The sequence below is a fragment of the Streptomyces sp. NP-1717 genome (assembly GCF_022695985.1).
GTDB lineage: Bacteria > Actinomycetota > Actinomycetes > Streptomycetales > Streptomycetaceae > Streptomyces.
The window spans coordinates 1-18,487 of the sequence record NZ_JAAPBF010000142.1; the positions used below are offsets into that span (position 1 = coordinate 1).

The following is an 18,487-nucleotide window of genomic DNA, read 5'->3' on the forward strand; positions in this document are numbered from 1 at the left end:
CCGGGAAGGCGCCCACGGTGATCGAAACCCGACCGGATACGCTGACTTGAATGACAGCAGCGACACATCGACAATCCATGTGATCGTCAGCAGACAGGAGTACCCCTCGTGACCGTCGTCGGGCCGTTCGGGTTGAGTGTGCGGGACCCGGCTCTTGAAGCCGATGTCCTGAACGGATTGTCGGCCGTGGAGGCGGGTCTCCTCGAAGCCACCAAGAGCGAGGTCCCCTTCATCACGGAAGCCGCGCAGCATCTGGTGCGCGCCGGCGGCAAGCGGTTCAGGCCGCTGGTCGTGATGCTGGCGGCCCAGTTCGGCGACCCGTACGCCCCCGGGATCGTGCCGGCGGCCGTCGTCGTCGAGCTGACCCACCTGGCGACGCTCTACCACGACGACGTGATGGACGAGGCGGACGTACGCCGGGGTGTGGACAGCGCCAACAGCCGCTGGGGCAACTCCGTCGCGGTCCTCACCGGCGACTTCCTCTTCGCGCGCGCCTCGCACATCCTGGCGGATCTCGGGCCGGAGGCCGTACGGATCCAGGCCGAGGCGTTCGAGCGGCTCGTGACGGGCCAGATCCTGGAGACGGCCGGACCGCGCGACGGGCGCGACCCCGTCGGCCACTACCTCGACGTGCTCGCCGGCAAGACCGGCGCCCTGTTCGCCGTGTCCGGCCGCTTCGGGGCGCTGACGTCCGGCGCCGACGAGTCGGTCACCGACATCCTCACCCAGTACGGAGAGCGGCTCGGCGTCGCCTTCCAGCTCGCCGACGACGTCCTGGACATCGCCAGCGACTCCCACGAGTCGGGCAAGACCCCCGGCACCGATCTGCGCGAGGGCATCCCCACGCTCCCGGTGCTGCTGCTGCGCGAGCAGGCACAGGCGCACGGCCGTCCGGAGGACGTGGCGCTGGTCGAACTGCTGGACGGCGACCTGACGGACGACGCCCGGCACGCGGACGCGCTGGTCGGGCTGCGCGCCCACCCGGCGCTGGAGCAGGCGCGGCGGGACACCGTCCGATACGCCGAGGAGGCGCGTTCGGCGCTCTCCCCGCTGCCCGAGTGCTACGCGAAGTCGGCGCTGCTGGAGCTCTGCGACGCGGTCGTCCACCGGGCGGGCTGAGTACGTCTCCTGACGCCCCGTCCGGCGCCCGTCACCCGTCCGGGCCCGTACCCCTGGCTCGTTCTTCCCCCGTCCCCTACTGGATGGGGGAGGTGGCCATGTCCCCTGTCATCCCATAGCAGTACGCGAGGTTGCGTCCGCGGGTTGACGCTTCCCATGAGCTGATTTGGTCTTATGGAGAGCACCACCCCGGACCAATTCGAGTGAGAATGGCGGCAAGGGGTGGACGAGTGAAGAGGATGAGAGCCGCCGACCACGGAGGTAGGGCACACATGGCACCGAACGACAGCGCACAGATCACCGGTGAGAACGGCGGGACCGGGGAGCTTCCGGCGGGCCGTCGCAGAGCGGCGCGCTATGTGGTTCCCGTCGGGGTGGCCGCGGTGGCCGCGGCGACCATCGGCCTCGTCCCCGCGCTCGCCGCGGCCGGCGACCCGGACCTGCCGGCGATCAGCGCGCAGGAGCTGATCGAGAAGATCGCGGCGTCCGACACCGAGCAGCTGTCCGGCACGGTCAAGGTCAAGACGGACCTCGGCATCCCGGCCATCGGCGGCCTCGGCGGTGCCACCGCCGGTGCGTTCGCGCCGAAGGGCGGCACCGAGGACGGCGAGAAGGGCGGTTCGGCCGCCGAGCCGACCGGCCGGATGATGGAGCTGGCCTCCGGCGAGCACACCCTGCGGGTGGCCGCCGACGGACCCGCCAAGCAGCGTGTGTCGATCCTCGACAGCGCCGCCGAGTACAGCCTGATCCACAACAGCGGCGAGGTGTGGGCGTACGACAGCGCCTCCAACGAGGCGTACCACGCCAAGGCACCGGCCGGTGCGCACGGTTCGGGCAAGGACCAGGCCGCTCCGAAGGACCTGCCCGCCACGCCCCAGGACTTCGCACGGGAGGCGCTGAAGGCCGCGGCCGGCACCACCTCGGTCACCGTCGACGGCACGGCCCGGATCGCGGGCCGGGACGCCTACCAGCTGGTGATCAAGCCCAAGCAGGAGGGCTCGACGGTCGGTTCCGTGAAGGTCGCGGTCGACGCCGGCACCGGTACGCCGCTGAAGTTCACCCTGCTGCCGAGCAGCGGTGGCAAGGCGGCGATCGACGTCGGCTTCACCAAGGTCGACTTCTCGAAGCCGGCCGCGTCCACCTTCGACTTCACGCCCCCCAAGGGCGCGAAGGTGACGGAGGCGGACGAGTCGAAGGCCACCGGCAAGGACGAGGCCCACAAGGTGCCCAAGGGCGCCGGGGAGCTCGGGACCGAGCCGAACGTCATCGGTGAGGGCTGGACCTCGGTGGTCCGGCTCGACACGGGCGGCAAGAGCCCGGCCGGTGCCGTGTCGGGGGACATGCCGGCCCAGGCTCAGCAGTTCATGGACGCGCTGGGCGACAAGGTGGAAGGGAAGTTCGGTTCGGGCACGGTCTTCAAGACGCGCCTGGTGAACGCCCTGATGACGGACGACGGCAAGGTCTACGTCGGCGCGGTCACCAAGGACGCGCTGGTGAAGGTCGCCAACGAGGCGAAGTAGCGCGAGGCGCCGCGGTACAGCCCGTACCGCGGCGGCGCACACGAGTGGCCCGCCCCGTCGTACGCTCCGTACGGCGGGGCGGACCGCTGTCCGCCGTCGGCACCGGGGCACGGGGCCGGGAGAAGGGATGGGCGTGGGATGACCGTCGTCATAGAGACACACGGGCTGAGCAAGCGCTACCGGGGCGGGCAGCTCGCGGTCGACCGTCTCGACCTCGCCGTGCCCGCCGGCAGCGTCTTCGGATTCCTCGGACCCAACGGCTCCGGCAAGACCACCACCATCCGCATGCTGATGGGCCTGATCGAACCGACCGCGGGCACCGCCTCGGTCCTCGGCCGCGCCATGCCGCGCGCCGCCGCAGCCGTACTGCCGCAGGTCGGCGCGCTGATCGAAGGACCCGCGCTGTACGGGTACCTGAACGGCCGCGACAATCTCCTGCGGTACGACTCCGCCGACCCCACCGCCGATCCGCGCACCCGGCGGGCGCGGGTGGCCGGGGCCCTGGAGCGGGTCGGGCTCACGGCGGCGGGCGCCAAGAAGGCGAAGGCGTACTCGCTCGGCATGAAACAGCGGCTCGCGCTCGCCGCCGCGCTGCTCCAGCCGCGCAGGCTCCTGGTGCTCGACGAGCCGACGAACGGGCTCGACCCGCAGGGCATGCGGGAGATCAGATCCCTCGTGCGGGAGCTGGCGGGGGACGGGACGACGGTCTTCCTCTCCTCGCACCTGCTGGACGAGATCGAGCAGGTGTGCACGCACGCGGCCGTGATGGCGCGGGGGCGGCTGCTGACCCAGGGGACGGTCGCCGAGCTGGCGGCGGGCACCCGCGGCCGGCTGGCGGTCACGACGCCCGATCCGGGGGACGCGGCGCGGGTGCTGAAGGAGCTGGGGGTCACCGATGTGACCGTGGCCGGGGACAGGGTGAGCGGGGAGCTGCCGGTGTCCGGCGAGGGTGATCCGGCCGAGCCCGCCGAGCTGAACGCGGGGCTGGTACGGGCGGGGGTGCGCGTCCGGGCCTTCGGGGTCGAGCGGGCGTCGCTGGAGGACGCGTTCGTGGCGCTGACCGGGGAGGGATTCGATGTCGCGGGTTGAGGACGCGGGTACGGGCGCGGGCGCCGCAACGGGTACGGACGCGGGTACGGGCACGGGCGCCGTCGCCGCGCGCGCCGTGTCGCCGCTGTGGACGTTCGGGCTCCTGCGCTCCGAGCTGACCACCACCTTCCGCCGCTGGCGCACCCTCGCGCTGCTCGGCGTGCTGGCCGCCGTACCGGTCCTGATCGGCATCGCCATCAAGATCGAGACGAGCGACGGCGGTTCGGCCGGCGGCGGCGGTGGAGGTGGAGGGGCAGAGGGCGGCCCGGCCTTCCTCGCACAGATCACCAACAACGGGCTGTTCCTCGTCTTCGCCGCGCTCGCCGCGACGCTGCCGGTCTTCCTTCCGATGGCGGTCGGCGTCGTCGCGGGTGACTCGGTCGCGGGCGAGGCCAACGCGGGCACCCTGCGCTATCTGCTGGTCGCGCCGGCGGGCCGGACCCGGCTGCTGCTGGCCAAGTACGCCGCGACGCTGGTGTTCTGCCTGGCGGCGACCGTGGCGGTGGCGGTCTCCGCGCTGATCGTGGGGGCGCTGCTGTTCCCGCTCGGCGAGGTCACCACGATCTCGGGGACGCGCATCTCGTTCGGCGAAGGGCTGCTCAGGGCGCTGCTGATAGCGCTGGTGGTCGCCGCCTCACTGATCGGGCTCGCGGCGCTCGGCCTCTTCGTCTCCACCCTCACCAACAGCGGGATCGCGGCCATGGCCACGACGGTCGGGCTGGTGATCACGGTGCAGATCCTGAACACGATCCCGCAGCTGGACGGTATCCATCCGTATCTCTTCCCGCACTACTGGCTGTCCTTCGCCGATCTGCTCCGCGAGCCGTTCTACTGGGACGACGTGCTGCGGAATCTCGGTCTGCAGGGCGTGTACGCGGCCGTGTTCGGCTCGGCGGCCTGGGCGCGTTTCACGGCGAAGGACATCAGTGCGTGAGGTCGGCTGCCGGGGGAGCGGCCGTCAGGTCCCCAGCTCCCAGATCGCGTAGGCGATCGCGTCGCTGTTGCGGTTCAGCGCCGTGTCGTTGATGCTCGCCGTCGTGTCGCAGGACGAGTGGTAGCAGCGGTCGAAGGCCTGGCCCGCCGTACCGCCCCACTTCTGGGCCTGGGCGCTGGTCTTCGTACGCCCGGCGCCGGTGAACAGCCCGCCGACCGGTACGCCGATGCTCATGAAGGAGGCGTGGTCCGAGCGGCCGTCGCCCTCGGTCTCGATCTCCGTCGGGACGCCGAGCCCGGCGAAGTAGGTCTTGAAGGTCTGCTCGATGGCCGGGTCGTCGTCGTAGACGAAGTAGCCGGCGTTCGACGAGCCGATCATGTCGAAGTTGAGGTAGCCGTCGAGCTTCGCGCGCTCGGCGGACGGCAGGTTGTTCGCGTAGTAGCGGGAGCCGACCAGCCCCAGCTCCTCCGCGCCCCACCAGCCGAAGCGCAGATGCTTCGTCGGTTGCAGCCCGGTTCTGGAGACCGCGAGCGCGGTCTCCAGTACGGCGGCGGAGCCGGACGCGTTGTCGTTGATCCCGGCGCCCGATGTCACCGAGTCGAGGTGCGCGCCGGCCATCACGACCTGGTTGGGGTCGCCGCCGGGCCAGTCGGCTATCAGGTTGTAGCCGACGCGCCCGCCCGAGGTGAACTGCTGGACGGAGGTGGTGAACCCGGCCGCGTCCAGCTTCCCCTTCACGTAGTTGACGGACGCCAGATAGCCGGGGCGGCCGTGCGCGCGGTTGCCGCCGTTGGCGGCGGCTATCGAGGAGAACTGGGTGAGGTGCGCCTTGACGTTGGCGAGGGATATGTCGGGGGCCGCGAGGACTCCGGCGGGCGCGGTCTGCGTGGTGGCCGCGCTCTTCGTGGTGGCCGGTGACGCCGTCGCGGCGGGAGCGACGGACGCGAGCAGCCCGCCGATCGCGAGCGCGCTGACGAGGACGGAACGTGCGGGAACGGAGAGCGTGAAGTGCTTCATGTGTGGGGGCTCCGAATTCCGTACGGGGACACTGACGGAAGGTGGTGCGCACGATGCGTGCTGATGGTCGACGCGCGCTCGACCCAGCGTCAAGAGCGGGAATCGGACACGGGTGTTCGCACTCCGGATACCTGTGCGGTGTGAGGCGCCCCCGCCTACTGCACGCAGAACTCGTTGCCCTCCGGGTCCGTCATCGTCACCCACACGCCGCCCGGTTCGTTCGCCTCGTACAGAGCCGTCGCGCCCAGTGCCTCCAGCCTGGCCACCTCCTCCGCCCGCCGGCCGTCCTCGGCGTGTACGTCGAGGTGGACGCGGTTCTTGCCGGCCTTCGTCTCCGGTACGCGCTGGAAGAGGATGCGCCTGCCCAGGCCCTCGCCCGAGTCCGGGTCGTAGGGGTCGTCCGGATGGCGGACGGCGGTGAGATCGAGCCAGGCCCGGCGGCCGTGCGAATCGACCGTCTGCTGGATCGGTACGGCGCCGATCCCCAGCAGCCGCTCGATCAAGGGGCTGTTGTCCTCGACCTCGTAACCCAGGGCCTCGGCCCAGAAGTCGGCCTGGCTGTGCGGGTCGGTCGTGTCGATGACGAGTTTCCAGTGGAGGGTGCGCGAGGTCATGGAGCCAGTCGTAACGGTCGTACCGCCCCGTGCGCCCTGAACACGCCGGGGCCGCGGGCGTCAGAGCACTTCCGCCGCCTCTGCCGCCGCGCGCCGGTCGTACTCCTCGCGGGCCGCCGCGATCTGGTTCTGGTGCTCCTCCGTCCAGATCACCAGCGCGTTGATCGTCGTGTGCAGCGTCCGGCCCATCGGGGTCAGCCGGTACTCCACGCGCGGCGGCACGACCGGATGCACCGTGCGCTTCACGAGGCCGTCGCGCTCCAGCTGTCGCAGGGTCACCGTCAGCATCCGCTGGCTGATGCCGTCGATCTCCCGGCGCAGTTCGGTGAAGCGCATCGTGCTCACGTCGAGCAGGGCGATGACCAGCAGCGACCACTTGTCGCCGATCCGGTCGAGGATCTGCCGTACCTCGCAGTCCTCGCGGGTGTCCCACTGGAAGGGGTCCGCGTCCCCGTAGTCGCAGCGCGAGGCGGTGGTGACGGTACCTGCGGGGTGCCTCGGTGACTTCGAAGTGCCTTCTTCCATGGCATCCGATCGTGCCGCAGGATCAAGACGGTTACAAGAGGTAACCGACCCTCGTCCGAGTAACCGATCCCCTTCCTTCGTGCGCTCCGAGGAGACAGCCATGCCATCCGTCAGTGCGGCCCCAGCACCGGTCCCCGCCCTGTCCGCACGCGCCTGGGCCCTGCTGCTGGTCCTCTGCGGGACGATCTTCCTGGAGGGCATCGACATCGCGATGCTCGCTGTCGCCATCCCCTCGATCCGGGCCGACCTGGACCTGTCGACCGGCACCGCGGCCTGGGTGATGAGCGCCTACATCCTCGGCTACGCGGGATTCACCCTGCTCGGCGGGCGCGCCGCCGACCTGCTCGGCCGCCGCCGGATGTTCCTGATCTGGCTCACGGTCTTCCTGGTCTTCTCCGGCCTCGGCGGCTTCGCGACCGAGGGCTGGATGCTGCTCGTCGCCCGCTTCGTCACCGGCGTCTCGGCGGCCTTCATGACCCCCGCGGCGATGTCGATCATCACCACCTCCTACGAGGAGGGACCGCAGCGCAACCGCGCGCTGCTCGTCTTCGCCGGTACGGCCGCCGGAGGCTTCTCGCTCGGCGTCGTCATCGGCGGCCTGCTGACCCAACTCGGCTGGCGCTGGGTGTTCTTCGCCCCCGTCCTGCTGGCGGGCGCCCTCCTGATCGCCGCGCTCCGGCTGCTGCCCCGCACCGGGGCCGCCGCCGAGGTGCCCGACAAGCCGGAGCGCGGCTTCGACCTGCCGGGGGCCGCCGCCGCGGCGGGAGCGATGATCCTGCTGGCCGCCGGAGTCGTACGGCTGGAGCACGGCCTCTCCGGCTGGCCTCTGACAGCGGGCGCCTTCGCCGCCGGACTGCTGCTCGTCTACCTCTTCGTCGCCGTCGAACGCCGGTCGGCCGCCCCGCTGGTGCGGCTCGCGATCTTCCGCAGGGCGGCGATGGTCCGCGCGGACCTCGGCGCGATGCTGTTCGTCGGCTCGTTCTTCGGCTTCCAGCTCATGGTCACGCTCTACCTCCAGGAGCTGCGCGGCTGGTCGCCGCTGGAGACCTCGTTCGCCCTGATGCTGATGGCGCTCGACGCGATCCTGGCGCCGACGCTCACGCCGGTCCTGGTCAGCCGGTTCGGCAATATGCGGGTGGTGCTCGGCGGGTTCGTCGCGGCGATCGCGGCGTACGGGCTGTTCCTGCCCGTCGGCCCGGACTGGTCGTTCGCGATGATGACCCCGACGCTGCTCCTGACCAGTGTCGCGTTCACCCTGGCGTACGGGCCGCTGGCCATCGCCGCAACGGACGGTGTCGCGCCGGAGGAGCAGGGGCTGGCGAGCGGACTGCTGTACACGGCGACGCAGTTCGGCTCGGCGCTCGGTATCTCGGCGGTGACGGCCGTCTACGGGCTGGCGTCGACGACAGATGCGACGGGGGAGTTGAGCGCCTTCCGGGCGGCGCTGGTGGTGCCGGTGGTGATGGTGGTGCTGGGACTGGCCGTCACGGCGACGGGGCTGCGGCGCGGCCGGCCGCGCGCTCCTCACTCGCCGGACGTGCTCGACTCGACGCGCCGCCCGGCGGCCTCCGCCCCGGCTCCGGCCGGTGACGTGGCCACGTCCGGCGACTGAGCGCGGATCGCGGCCTCGGCCTCCGCCTTCGACACCGCGTCCGCCTCCGCCCGTCGCAGCGCGTCCGCCGTCGCCCGCGTACGCCGGGCCGTCCGCAGCGCGTCCCACGTCAGGATCGTCAGCGCCGCCCACACCAGCGCGAAGCCGGCCCACCGCTCGGCCGGCATCGCCTCGTGGAAGTACAGGACGCCCAGCAGGAACTGGAAGACGGGCGCCAGATACTGGAGCAGCCCCAGCGTCGACAGCGGCACGCGTATCGCCGCCGCCCCGAAGCACACCAGCGGCACGGCGGTCACCACACCGGTGGCCGCCAGCAGCGCGGCGTGCCCCGCCCCCTCCGGTCCGAACGTGGCGTCCCCGGAGACACCGAGCCAGACCAGATAGCCGAGCGCGGGCACGAAGAGGATCACGGTCTCGGCGGCCAGCGACTCCAGACCGCCGATGTTGACCTTCTTCTTCACCAGGCCGTACGTCGCGAACGAGAACGCCAGCGTGAGCGAGATCCAGGGCGGCTGCCCGTACCCGATCGCCAGCACCAGTACGGCGGCGAGGCCGACCGCGACCGCCGTCCACTGCGCGGGCCGCAGCCGCTCCTTGAGGAGCAGCACGCCCATGGCGATGGTGACGAGGGGGTTGATGAAGTAGCCGAGAGACGCCTCGACGACATGGCCGGTGTTGACCGACCAGATGTACAGGCCCCAGTTGACGCTGATCACGGTGGCGGCGACCACGAGCAGACCGAGCTTGCGCGGTTCGGCCAGCAACTCCCGTACCCACGCCCAGCGGCGTACCACGAGCAGCGCGATCGCGACGACGGCCAGCGACCAGACCATCCGGTGGGCCAGGATCTCGACCGCGCCGGAGGGCTTCAGCAGGGGCCAGAAGAGCGGGACCAGACCCCACATGCCGTAGGCGCCGATCCCGTACAGCAACCCCGCCCGCTGCTCGCCTTCCGACTTCACTGGCCCTCCCGAACCGCACACATCAGTTCGACGAAGGTAGCGCCGCGCGGGCCGCACTGTCATGTCCGTATCGCCATACGGTCATGACACCGGTGCGCGTGCGGACGGCGGGCCGCGAAAGACGGGGCCCGGATCTCGTGGAGGACGAGATCCGGGCCCCGGGACGTGCGACGGGCGGTCGGGTCAGCCGACGACCGTCCAGGTGTCGTTGCCGGCGAGCAGCTGCGACAGGTCGCCCTTGCCGTACCGCTCGACGGCCGCGTCGAGCTGCTCGTTCATGAGCGTGTCGTAGACCGGCCGCCGGACGCTGCGCAGGACACCGATCGGCGTCTGGTGGAGGGTGTCCGGGTCGGCGAGGCGCGAGAGGGCGAACGCCGTGGTGGGGCTGGTGGCGTGCGCGTCGTGCACCAGGATCTGGTGCTCGTTGTCCGCCGTCACCGGTACGACGACGAGGTCGCCGGTCGCCGGGTCCCGTACGACGCCCTTGGAGTTGTCGACACCGAACCGGATCGGCTCGCCGTGCTCCAGGCGGATGACCGCCTCCTGGGCCCGCTCCTTATCCTTCAGCGCCTCGAAGGCACCGTCGTTGAAGATGTTGCAGTTCTGGTAGATCTCCACGAGCGCCGTGCCCGGGTGGTCGGCCGCCTGGCGCAGCACGCTCGTGAGGTGCTTGCGGTCGGAGTCGACGGTCCGGGCCACGAAGGACGCCTCCGCGCCGATCGCGAGCGACACCGGGTTGAAGGGCGCGTCCAGCGAGCCCATCGGCGTCGACTTGGTGATCTTGCCGACCTCGGAGGTGGGCGAGTACTGGCCCTTCGTCAGCCCGTAGATCCGGTTGTTGAACAGCAGGATCTTGAGGTTGACGTTGCGCCGCAGCGCGTGGATGAGGTGGTTGCCGCCGATGGACAGCGCGTCGCCGTCACCGGTGACGACCCAGACGGAGAGATCCCGTCGCGAGGAGGCGAGCCCGGTGGCGATGGCCGGCGCGCGTCCGTGGATGGAGTGCATGCCGTAGGTGTTCATGTAGTACGGGAAGCGGCTGGAGCAGCCGATCCCGGACACGAACACGATGTTCTCCTTGGCCAGCCCGAGGTCCGGCATGAAGCCCTGGACGGCGGCCAGCACGGCGTAGTCACCGCAGCCGGGGCACCAGCGGACCTCCTGGTCGGACTTGAAGTCCTTCATGGACTGCTTGGCCTCGGTCTTGGGAACGAGGGAAAGCAGCTCGTTGACCTCAGGCATCGATGGCCTCCTTGAGAGCCGTGGCGAGCTGTTCGGCCTTGAACGGCATGCCGTTGACCTGGTTGTAGGAGTGCGCGTCGATCAGGTACTTCGCCCGCAGGAGCGTGGCGAGCTGACCCAGGTTCATCTCCGGCACCACGACCTTGTCGTAACGCTTCAGCACCTCGCCCAGATTCCTCGGGAAGGGGTTGATGTTGCCCAGGTGCGCCTGCGCGATCGGGTGGCCGCCTGTGCGCAGCCGGCGGACGGCGGCGGTGATCGGGCCGTACGTCGAGCCCCAGCCCAGCACCAGCGTGCGCGCGCCGTCCGGGTCGTCCACGACGAGGTCCGGCACCTCGATGCCGTCGATCTTGGCCTGGCGGGTGCGGACCATGAAGTCGTGGTTCGCCGGGTCGTAGGAGATGTTGCCCGTGCCGTCCTGCTTCTCGATGCCGCCGATGCGGTGTTCGAGACCGGGCGTGCCGGGCACGGCCCACGGGCGGGCCAGGGTGTGCGGGTCACGCTTGTACGGCCAGAAGACGTCCGTGCCGTCGGCCAGCTGGTGGTTGGGTCCCGACGCGAACTGCACGCCCAGGTCCGGCAGTTCGTGCGGCTCGGGGATGCGCCAGGGCTCGGAGCCGTTGGCGAGGTAGCCGTCGGACAGCAGGAAGACCGGCGTGCGGTACGTGATCGCGATCCGGGCGGCCTCGATGGCCGCGTCGAAGCAGTCCGCCGGGGTGCGCGGCGCGACGATCGGCACCGGCGCCTCGCCGTTGCGGCCGTACATCGCCTGGAGCAGGTCGGCCTGTTCGGTCTTGGTCGGCAGACCGGTCGAGGGGCCGCCGCGCTGGATCGCCACCACCAGCAGGGGCAGCTCCAGCGAGACCGCCAGACCGATCGTCTCCGACTTCAGGGCCACACCGGGACCGGAGGTCGTCGTCACGGCGAGGGAGCCGCCGAAGGACGCCCCGAGCGCCGCGCCGATGGCGGCGATCTCGTCCTCCGCCTGGAAGGTGCGGACGCCGAAGTTCTTGTGGCGCGACAGCTCGTGGAGGATGTCGGACGCCGGGGTGATCGGGTACGAACCGAGGTAGAGCGGCAGATCCGCCTGGTGGGCGGCGGCGATCAGCCCGTACGACAGGGCCAGGTTCCCGGAGATGTTGCGGTACGTGCCGGTCGGGAACGCCGTGGTGGCCGGGGCGACCTCGTAGCTGACCGCGAAGTCCTCGGTCGTCTCGCCGAAGTTCCAGCCCGCGCGGAACGCGGCCACGTTGGCCTCGGCGATGTTCGGCTTCTTCGCGAACTTCGTCCGCAGGAAGTTCTCCGTGCCCTCCGTGGGACGGTGGTACATCCACGACAGCAGACCCAGCGCGAACATGTTCTTCGAACGCTCGGCCTCCTTGCGGGAGAGCCCGAACTCCTTCAGCGCCTCGATCGTCAGCGTCGTCAGCGGGACGGGGTGGAGCTGGTACGCGTCCAGCGACCCGTCCTCCAGCGGCGAGGTCAGATAGCCGACCTTCGCCATGGGGCGCTTGGTGAACTCGTCCGTGTTGACGATGATGTCGGCGCCGCGCGGCACGTCGCCGATGTTCGCCTTGAGCGCGGCCGGGTTCATCGCGACCAGCACGTTCGGCGCGTCGCCGGGCGTGAGGATGTCGTGGTCGGCGAAGTGCAGCTGGAACGAGGACACGCCGGGCAGCGTGCCCGCGGGTGCGCGGATCTCGGCGGGGAAGTTCGGCAGGGTCGACAGGTCGTTGCCGAACGACGCGGTCTCCGAGGTGAACCGGTCACCTGTCAGCTGCATGCCGTCACCGGAGTCGCCCGCGAAGCGGATGATCACCCGGTCCAGACGGCGGACTTCCTTCTCGCCGGGCACACCGGGTGCGCCCGGCACACCTGACGCGTCGGACATGATGCGCTGTTCGCCGACGACGGATTCGCTCGCGTCGTCAGCCCCGTCGGCCTGCTCGGCCGGGCTACTGACCTGGCTGGTCACTGAACTGGACCTCCTTCGAGGCGGCTGCTGTGGCTGACCGGCGCGACCGGAACACCCGAAGGCCACCCTACGTCGGTAAGGGTCACCTTCCTTGGACCGCTCGCATACTGGACGTCGTTCTGAGACGCTTCGCTGTGGCAATTTGCCATGTTTTATCCGCCCCCGGGCGCTCTGTGTTCATCCTGATCTGTGCCGATTCGAAGTCAGTCTTTTGGCCTAGGCCGTGTTTCGAAAGTAGCGCCGTCCGCCCGTAAGGCGCCGCGAGCCAGGCGGGACTTTCGAAACACGGCCCAGGGCCTTGTGCCTGCCCACTCCATGAGCGCGGCGCCTGGCGCGGTGGCCGACCGTGCCGGGCACCGGTCCGGGCTCCGTCAGGAGTTCAGGTACGTCAGCACGGCCAGCACTCTGCGGTGATCTCCGTCACTCGGCGAGAGGCCCAGCTTCTGGAAGATGTTGCTGACGTGCTTCTCCACCGCGCCGTCGCTCACGACGAGCTGTCTGGCGATCGCCGAGTTCGTCCGGCCCTCCGCCATCAGGCCGAGGACCTCGCGCTCCCGGGGGGTCAGACCGACCAGCACGTCCTGCTTACGGCTCCGGCCGAGCAGCTGCGCCACCACCTCGGGGTCCAGCGCCGTGCCGCCCCTGGCCACCCGTACGACCGCGTCCACGAACTCCCGGACCTCGGCCACCCGGTCCTTGAGCAGATAGCCGACACCGCGGCTGCTGCCCGCGAGCAGTTCGGTCGCGTACTGCTCCTCCACGTACTGGGACAGCACGAGCACGCCGATCCCCGGATGGTCCTTCCGCAGCTGGACCGCCGCCCGGACACCTTCGTCGGTGTGGGTCGGCGGCATCCGTACGTCCGCCACCACCACGTCCGGCGCCGCGCCCTCGCGGGCCAGGTCGCCGACGGTCTTGATCAGCGCCTCGCCGTCCCCGACACCGGCGACCACGTCATGCCCGAGATCGGTCAGCAGCCGGGTCAGGCCCTCCCGCAGGAGCACCGAATCCTCGGCGATGACCACTCGTACTCTGTCCTCCACGACCGTGTCGCCCCCATGTCGAATGTGCGTACGCGTTTCGCGCCCTCGCTGCGGCCCCAGCATCCCAGTATTCGTATCGGCGCGGGGAGCACTGACCCGGAACTGATCGAACTGGAAGACACGACTTCGGCGCACCGGACGATGTCCGGTGCGCCGAAGCCGCGTATGCGTCTGTTGTCCGTTGCCTTGTCCCGACTGTGTCGCTCGTCTCACTCCTCCGGTTCGAGGAGCGGGAAACCGGGGAGTCACTTCCGCCAGGGCAGCTCCGCGGTCACGGTCGTGGGGCCGCCGGCCGGCGAATCGACCACCAGGATCCCGTCCACCGCGTCGAGCCGCTCCGCGAGACCCGCCAGACCACTGCCCGACGAGGTGTTCGCACCGCCCCGGCCGTCGTCCGCGACCTGCAGCATCAGCCGGTCCTCCATCCGCCACACGTCCACCGAGGCCCGGCTCGCGCCGCTGTGCTTGCTCACGTTCTGCAGGAGCTCCGAGACGGTGAAGTAGGCGATGCCCTCGATCGCCGCCGCCGGGCGGGACTCCAGGTCGACCTCGACCTGGACCGGGACGGTGCAGCGGGAGGCTACGGAGGACAGCGCCGCGTCCAGGCCCCGGTCGGTGAGGACCGCCGGGTGGATGCCCCGCGCCAGGTCCCGCAGCTCCTGGAGCGCGACCTTGACCTCGCCGTGCGCCTCGTCGACCATCCGCGCCGCCGCCTCCGGGTCCGCCAGCAGCTTCTCCTTCGCCAGCCCCAGGTCCATGGCGAGGGCCACCAGCCGGGCCTGCGCCCCGTCGTGCAGATCGCGCTCGATACGGCGCAGATCGGCGGCGGCCGTGTCCACCACGACGCCCCGGTCCGACTCCAGCTCGGAGACGCGGGTCGCCAGCCTGGACGGGCCGAGCAGCCCGACGACCATCAGCCGGTCCACGGCGGTCATCCCACGGATCAGCCACGGCGAGGCGAGGACGAGGACGAGACCGACCACGCTGGTCGCGGCTATCTCGAACGGGGTGTCCAGATAGAAGTCGTTCGTGCCGTCGCTGAACAGCGCGATGCCGTCCTGATTCGTGTGCTCGGGGAAGACCCACTGCCACAGCGGGTAGAGGAAGAGGCTCCAGCCGGTGACCGTGAAGGTGACGGACACGACGAAGGAGAACAGCGCCCACGGGAAGTGCAGGAGACCGTAGAGCAGGTGCCGCCAGGACACCCCGCTCTTGAGGACCGCGCCGACCCACGACATCAGACCGGACTTCTCCCCGCGCACGGGCAGCGGGCTCGCGACCTCCAGACCGAGCAGGGCCCGCGCCCTCGTCCGCTCGACGGCCCCCAGGGCCCGGCAGCCGATGAGCGCGGCGGCCAGCAGCGGAATGCCGAGGAAGGTCACGAGGAGTCCCGCGCTGACGGAGATGGTCGTGATCGTGTAGACGAAGAAGAGGATGCCCATCGGGAGGTTGAGAAGGAGATAGACGAACTCCTTCCAGGTGCGGCCCGTGAACGGAGCGCGCAGTGCCGGAGGAAGGGTGTGGCGCTGTGGCTGTGTCCGCGTGCCGTAATCCGTGGCCATCGAGTCGTCCGTTCTGCGAGCGGGGCGGTCGTGCTTCATGTCGTACCTCCATGCTCATCCGCCGATCGCGCCCGCACCATGAGGGGTGTATCCGTCTTCGCCCTGGGGTTTTCCCCACCCCCGTGGTGCGGTTTCACGTCCCGCGCACGGGGGTTGGACCGCGACGGAGGCCGTCCCCGGCGTACCCACGCCGGGCCCCGCGTTCCCGTCAGGACCCCTCGCGCCCGCGCTCCCGCTCGCGCCACGGGAGTTCGGCCGTGACGACCGTCGGACCGCCGACCGGCGAGTCGAGCACGAAGAGCCCGTCGACCGCGCCCAGGCGCTCGGCCAGCCCCGACATGCCGCTCCCGCCGTCCAGCCGCGCGCCTCCGCGCCCGTCGTCCTGGACCTGGATCAGCAGCCTGTCCTTCGTCCGCCACACCTCGACACCGGCCATCCGCGCACCGCTGTGCTTGCTGACGTTCTGCAGGAGCTCCGAGACGGTGAAGTAGGCGATGCCCTCGATGGCCGCCGCCGGCCGCTCGTCCAGCTCGACGTCGACCTTCACCGGGACGGTGCAGCGGGAGGCTACGGAGGACAGCGCCGCGTCCAGGCCCCGGTCGGTGAGGACCGCCGGGTGGATGCCCCGCGCCAGGTCCCGCAGCTCCTGGAGGGCCAGCTTCACCTCGCCGTGCGCCTCGTCGACCATGCTCGCCGCGGCCTCCGGGTCCGCCAGCAGCTTCTCCTTGGCGAGGCCCAGACCCATGGCGAGGGCGACGAGCCGGGCCTGCGCCCCGTCGTGCAGATCGCGCTCGATACGGCGCAGGTCGGCGGCGGCCGTGTCCACCACGACGCCCCGGTCCGACTCCAGCTCCGCGATCCGGCTCTCCAGCTCGTCGGAGGGTGAGAGCAGCCCGCGCACCATGGCCCGGTCGGCGTTCGTGAGCCCGCGCGCGATGTGCGGCAGCACCGGCCAGAGCAGGAAGAAGCTCACCGTGGTGATGGTGAAGGTCAGGATCCCCCAGGGCAGCCTGATGAACTCGTACAGCGCGGTGCGCCAGCCCACCGGATCCTTCAGCCCCGTCCACAGCCAGGAGAAGAAACCCTCCGTGCCGCGTGCGCGCCGCTCGTCACGGCTCCGGCCGCGGAGCGGGCTCGGCTCGTCGATCCTGACCCCCAGCAGGGCGCGCGCCCTGGCCCGTTCGGCCTTGCCGAGCAGCCGGGCACCGGCCAGACCGCCGGCCAGCCAGGGCAGACCGATCACGGTGACGGACAGGGCGACGCCGGTGGGCACGACGAACACGACATAGACGAAACCGGCGATCGACACCGGGAGATTGGCGAGGAGATGCGCGATCTCCTTCCAGGTGTACCGGTCGAGGGCCAGACGGGCCGGCGGCGGCCGGTCGTCGTCGGTGAAGCTGTTGCGGGCGGTCATAAGGTCCAAGCCTGCACGGCCGCGGGTGCCCACGCCATGGGGTGGCTGGGGGAGCGTCGGTAGGGATAACCCCACCACCCGCCCGGAACCGGTGCGACCAGCGGGTGTTCCCCTCGGGGCCGCGTCCGGGTGCCGGCCGCGCACCGACCCGTACGGGGACCGGTGTGGGACCCACGCATGACCCCGCCATGACTGATGCGCGACCGACTGCTTACGGTCCCTTTAGCAGGGCCTAGACTCCCGTGCGTACGGATCACGGACCAGATCCAGGAACACCGATCGGCGGAGCGAGGGGCGGGTGACGGACGTGCCGGAACCGACCGTTCTCGCGTCGGAGTACTTCCAGAGCTATTCGGTGGTCGGACTGCTCGCGGTCGTCGGCGTGCTCTTCGTCGCCGTGGCCTTCGGGGCGGGCCGACTGCTGCGGCCGGTGGTACCGACGCCCGAGAAACTGCTTACGTACGAATGCGGCGTCGACCCGGTGGGCGAGGGCTGGGCGCACACCCAGGTCCGCTACTACGTCTACGCCTTCCTCTACGTCATCTTCGCCGTCGACTCGATCTTCCTCTTCCCGTGGGCGACGGTCTTCGCGGCCCCCGGGTACGGCGCGACGACGCTCGTCGAGATGTTCATCTTCCTCGGCTTCCTGGCCGTCGGACTGCTCTACGCATGGAAGAAGGGCGTCCTGGAATGGACGTGACCCCCGCCGCTCCGGAAACCGCTGCCTCGCCGGCCGCCCCGGTCGCGCTGCCCGACCCGCAACGCCTGGGCGTGCTCTCCCGGCTGGCGCCGCAGCCGATGAAGGTGGTCCTCAACTGGGGCCGCCGCTACAGCCTCTGGGTCTTCAACTTCGGACTCGCCTGCTGCGCCATCGAGTTCATCGCCGCGTCGATGGCCCGGCACGACTTCATCCGGCTCGGTGTCATCCCACTCGCGCCGGGCCCGCGCCAGGCCGACCTGATGGTCGTGTCCGGCACGGTGACGGACAAGATGGCGCCGGCGGTGAAGCGGCTCTTCGAGCAGATGCCCGAGCCGAAGTACGTGATCTCCTTCGGCGCCTGCTCCAACTGCGGCGGCCCGTACTGGGACTCGTACTCCGTCACGAAGGGCGTCGACCAGATCATCCCCGTCGACGTCTACGTACCGGGCTGCCCGCCGCGGCCCGAGGCGCTGCTCCAGGGAATCCTCAAGCTCCAGGAGAAGATCTCCCGCGAGTCGCTGGGCGGGCGTTACGGCTCCGGGGGGCACCGGCCCAGCACGGCCGCGCTGCGCAGCGGGCTGGTGGCGGCCCCGCCCACGCCGGGGGAGAGCACCCGATGACTTCGGACGCGTACGACAGCCTGCCGGACTCCGTCGCCGAGATCTTCGGCCCGGACGCCACGGCGGAGCGCGCGTACGATCTCCTGACGGTCGACGTCCCCGCCGCCAACTGGCTCGCCGCGCTCGAAACGGCCCGTGACTCGCTGGGCTGCACGTACTTCGACTGGCTGAGCGCCGTCGACGAACCGGGCACGGGCTTCCGCGTCGGCGCGCACGTCGCGTCGGTCGAACCCCGTTCCGTACGGCGCCTGTTGGTCCGTACGACCGTCCCGCACGACGCGGCGGTGCTGCCGACCGCGCTCGGGGTCTACGCGGGCGCGGGCTGGCACGAGCGCGAGACGTACGAAATGTTCGGCATCTCCTTCACCGGCCACCCCAACCTGGTGCACCTGCTGCTGCCCGAGACCTTCGAAGGACACCCGCTGCGCAAGGACTTCGTCCTCGCGGCCCGGGTCGCGAAGGCCTGGCCGGGCGCGAAGGAGCCGGGCGAGGCGGCGCCGGGCCACGCGGGCCCCAAGCGGCGCCAGATGCTGCCG

The 18,487-nt window shown here is 70.6% G+C and carries 16 protein-coding genes and 1 pseudogene; 8 read left to right on the plus strand and 9 right to left on the minus strand.

From position 1 onward, the window contains the following. Positions 1 to 108 precede the first annotated feature (108 nt). The 4 genes from GXP76_RS24240 (at position 109) to GXP76_RS24255 (ending at position 4,662) form a co-directional block, all read left to right on the plus strand. The gene (locus tag GXP76_RS24240; RefSeq protein WP_242573702.1) at positions 109 to 1,119 is read left to right on the plus strand and encodes a polyprenyl synthetase family protein; all 1,011 of its coding nucleotides are present in this window, start codon (positions 109 to 111) and stop codon (positions 1,117 to 1,119) included. A 272-nt stretch (positions 1,120 to 1,391) separates the two neighbouring features. After that, entirely contained in the window at positions 1,392 to 2,639 is a 1,248-nt protein-coding gene (locus tag GXP76_RS24245) for a DUF2092 domain-containing protein (protein ID WP_242573703.1), read from the plus strand. Between the two features lie 138 nt (positions 2,640 to 2,777). Further along, positions 2,778 to 3,728 carry an ABC transporter ATP-binding protein gene (locus GXP76_RS24250; protein ID WP_242573704.1) on the plus strand — a complete coding sequence of 317 codons (951 nt, stop codon included), beginning with the start codon at positions 2,778 to 2,780 and terminating at the stop codon, positions 3,726 to 3,728. Continuing rightward, positions 3,715 to 4,662 carry an ABC transporter permease gene (locus GXP76_RS24255; protein ID WP_242573705.1) on the plus strand — a complete coding sequence of 316 codons (948 nt, stop codon included), beginning with the start codon at positions 3,715 to 3,717 and terminating at the stop codon, positions 4,660 to 4,662. Before GXP76_RS24250 ends, GXP76_RS24255 begins: the two co-directional genes overlap by 14 nt. A gap of 33 nt (positions 4,663 to 4,695) precedes the next feature. On the opposite strand, the pseudogene GXP76_RS24260 reads toward GXP76_RS24255, so the two are convergent. From GXP76_RS24260 to GXP76_RS24270, 3 genes and pseudogenes are all read right to left on the minus strand, one after another. Further along, positions 4,696 to 5,679: pseudogene (locus GXP76_RS24260) on the minus strand (M28 family metallopeptidase); the annotation flags it as partial. A gap of 155 nt (positions 5,680 to 5,834) precedes the next feature. Further along, on the minus strand, positions 5,835 to 6,293 hold the full coding sequence (locus GXP76_RS24265; protein WP_242573706.1) for a VOC family protein: 459 nt from the start codon (positions 6,291 to 6,293) through the stop codon (positions 5,835 to 5,837). 60 nt (positions 6,294 to 6,353) lie between these two features. Further along, positions 6,354 to 6,818: a helix-turn-helix domain-containing protein gene (locus GXP76_RS24270; RefSeq protein WP_242573707.1), complete on the minus strand. Its 465-nt coding sequence runs from the start codon at positions 6,816 to 6,818 to the stop codon at positions 6,354 to 6,356. Positions 6,819 to 6,918: 100 nt separating this feature from the next. Between GXP76_RS24270 and GXP76_RS24275 the strand changes: the two genes are divergently transcribed. Next, the gene (locus GXP76_RS24275; RefSeq protein WP_242573708.1) at positions 6,919 to 8,430 is read left to right on the plus strand and encodes an MFS transporter; all 1,512 of its coding nucleotides are present in this window, start codon (positions 6,919 to 6,921) and stop codon (positions 8,428 to 8,430) included. On the opposite strand, the gene rarD is transcribed toward GXP76_RS24275, so the two are convergent. The 6 genes from rarD to GXP76_RS24305 form a co-directional block, all read right to left on the minus strand. Then, complete coding sequence (rarD, locus tag GXP76_RS24280; protein WP_242573709.1) at positions 8,343 to 9,392, minus strand: EamA family transporter RarD; 1,050 nt, start codon at positions 9,390 to 9,392, stop codon at positions 8,343 to 8,345. The genes GXP76_RS24275 and rarD overlap by 88 nt on opposite strands. A 183-nt stretch (positions 9,393 to 9,575) precedes the next feature. Further along, entirely contained in the window at positions 9,576 to 10,634 is a 1,059-nt protein-coding gene (locus tag GXP76_RS24285; RefSeq protein WP_242573710.1) for a 2-oxoacid:ferredoxin oxidoreductase subunit beta, read from the minus strand. Further along, positions 10,627 to 12,609, minus strand: a complete 1,983-nt coding sequence (locus tag GXP76_RS24290) for a 2-oxoacid:acceptor oxidoreductase subunit alpha (protein WP_242573711.1) — start codon at positions 12,607 to 12,609, stop codon at positions 10,627 to 10,629. Before GXP76_RS24290 ends, GXP76_RS24285 begins: the two co-directional genes overlap by 8 nt. Positions 12,610 to 12,980: 371 nt before the next feature. Then, a complete protein-coding gene (locus GXP76_RS24295; RefSeq protein WP_078075602.1) occupies positions 12,981 to 13,652 on the minus strand; it encodes a response regulator transcription factor in 672 nt (223 codons plus the stop codon). Between the two features lie 245 nt (positions 13,653 to 13,897). Further along, a complete protein-coding gene (locus tag GXP76_RS24300; RefSeq protein WP_242573716.1) occupies positions 13,898 to 15,214 on the minus strand; it encodes a sensor histidine kinase in 1,317 nt (438 codons plus the stop codon). Positions 15,215 to 15,422: 208 nt separating this feature from the next. Next, positions 15,423 to 16,631, minus strand: coding sequence for a sensor histidine kinase (locus GXP76_RS24305; protein WP_242573713.1), 1,209 nt, complete (start codon positions 16,629 to 16,631; stop codon positions 15,423 to 15,425). Between the two features lie 298 nt (positions 16,632 to 16,929). Here GXP76_RS24305 and GXP76_RS24310 point away from each other — a divergent pair, with 298 nt between their 5' ends. From GXP76_RS24310 to GXP76_RS24320, 3 genes are all read left to right on the plus strand, one after another. Beyond that, the gene (locus GXP76_RS24310) at positions 16,930 to 17,331 is read left to right on the plus strand and encodes an NADH-quinone oxidoreductase subunit A (RefSeq protein ID WP_023539403.1); all 402 of its coding nucleotides are present in this window, start codon (positions 16,930 to 16,932) and stop codon (positions 17,329 to 17,331) included. Next, positions 17,322 to 17,951 (plus strand): NADH-quinone oxidoreductase subunit B, encoded by a 630-nt coding sequence (locus GXP76_RS24315; RefSeq protein WP_242573714.1) that lies wholly within the window; start codon positions 17,322 to 17,324, stop codon positions 17,949 to 17,951. The genes GXP76_RS24310 and GXP76_RS24315 overlap by 10 nt, the downstream gene beginning before the upstream one ends. Continuing rightward, the coding region (locus GXP76_RS24320; RefSeq protein WP_242573715.1) for an NADH-quinone oxidoreductase subunit C at positions 17,948 to 18,487 on the plus strand (540 nt) is incomplete at its 3' end. The genes GXP76_RS24315 and GXP76_RS24320, both read left to right, overlap by 4 nt.

What these genes read in the sequence shown, in the direction of transcription:
- GXP76_RS24315 (WP_242573714.1), top strand. Translation starts at nt 17,322, where the DNA reads ATGGACGTGACCCCCGCCGCTCCGGAAACCGCTGCCTCGCCGGCCGCC.
- GXP76_RS24245 (WP_242573703.1), top strand. Translation starts at nt 1,392, where the DNA reads ATGGCACCGAACGACAGCGCACAGATCACCGGTGAGAACGGCGGGACC.
- GXP76_RS24250 (WP_242573704.1), top strand. Translation starts at nt 2,778, where the DNA reads ATGACCGTCGTCATAGAGACACACGGGCTGAGCAAGCGCTACCGGGGC.
- GXP76_RS24265 (WP_242573706.1), bottom strand. Translation starts at nt 6,293, where the DNA reads ATGACCTCGCGCACCCTCCACTGGAAACTCGTCATCGACACGACCGAC.
- GXP76_RS24275 (WP_242573708.1), top strand. Translation starts at nt 6,919, where the DNA reads ATGCCATCCGTCAGTGCGGCCCCAGCACCGGTCCCCGCCCTGTCCGCA.
- GXP76_RS24285 (WP_242573710.1), bottom strand. Translation starts at nt 10,634, where the DNA reads ATGCCTGAGGTCAACGAGCTGCTTTCCCTCGTTCCCAAGACCGAGGCC.
- GXP76_RS24300 (WP_242573716.1), bottom strand. Translation starts at nt 15,214, where the DNA reads ATGGCCACGGATTACGGCACGCGGACACAGCCACAGCGCCACACCCTT.
- GXP76_RS24270 (WP_242573707.1), bottom strand. Translation starts at nt 6,818, where the DNA reads ATGGAAGAAGGCACTTCGAAGTCACCGAGGCACCCCGCAGGTACCGTC.
- GXP76_RS24255 (WP_242573705.1), top strand. Translation starts at nt 3,715, where the DNA reads ATGTCGCGGGTTGAGGACGCGGGTACGGGCGCGGGCGCCGCAACGGGT.
- GXP76_RS24305 (WP_242573713.1), bottom strand. Translation starts at nt 16,631, where the DNA reads ATGACCGCCCGCAACAGCTTCACCGACGACGACCGGCCGCCGCCGGCC.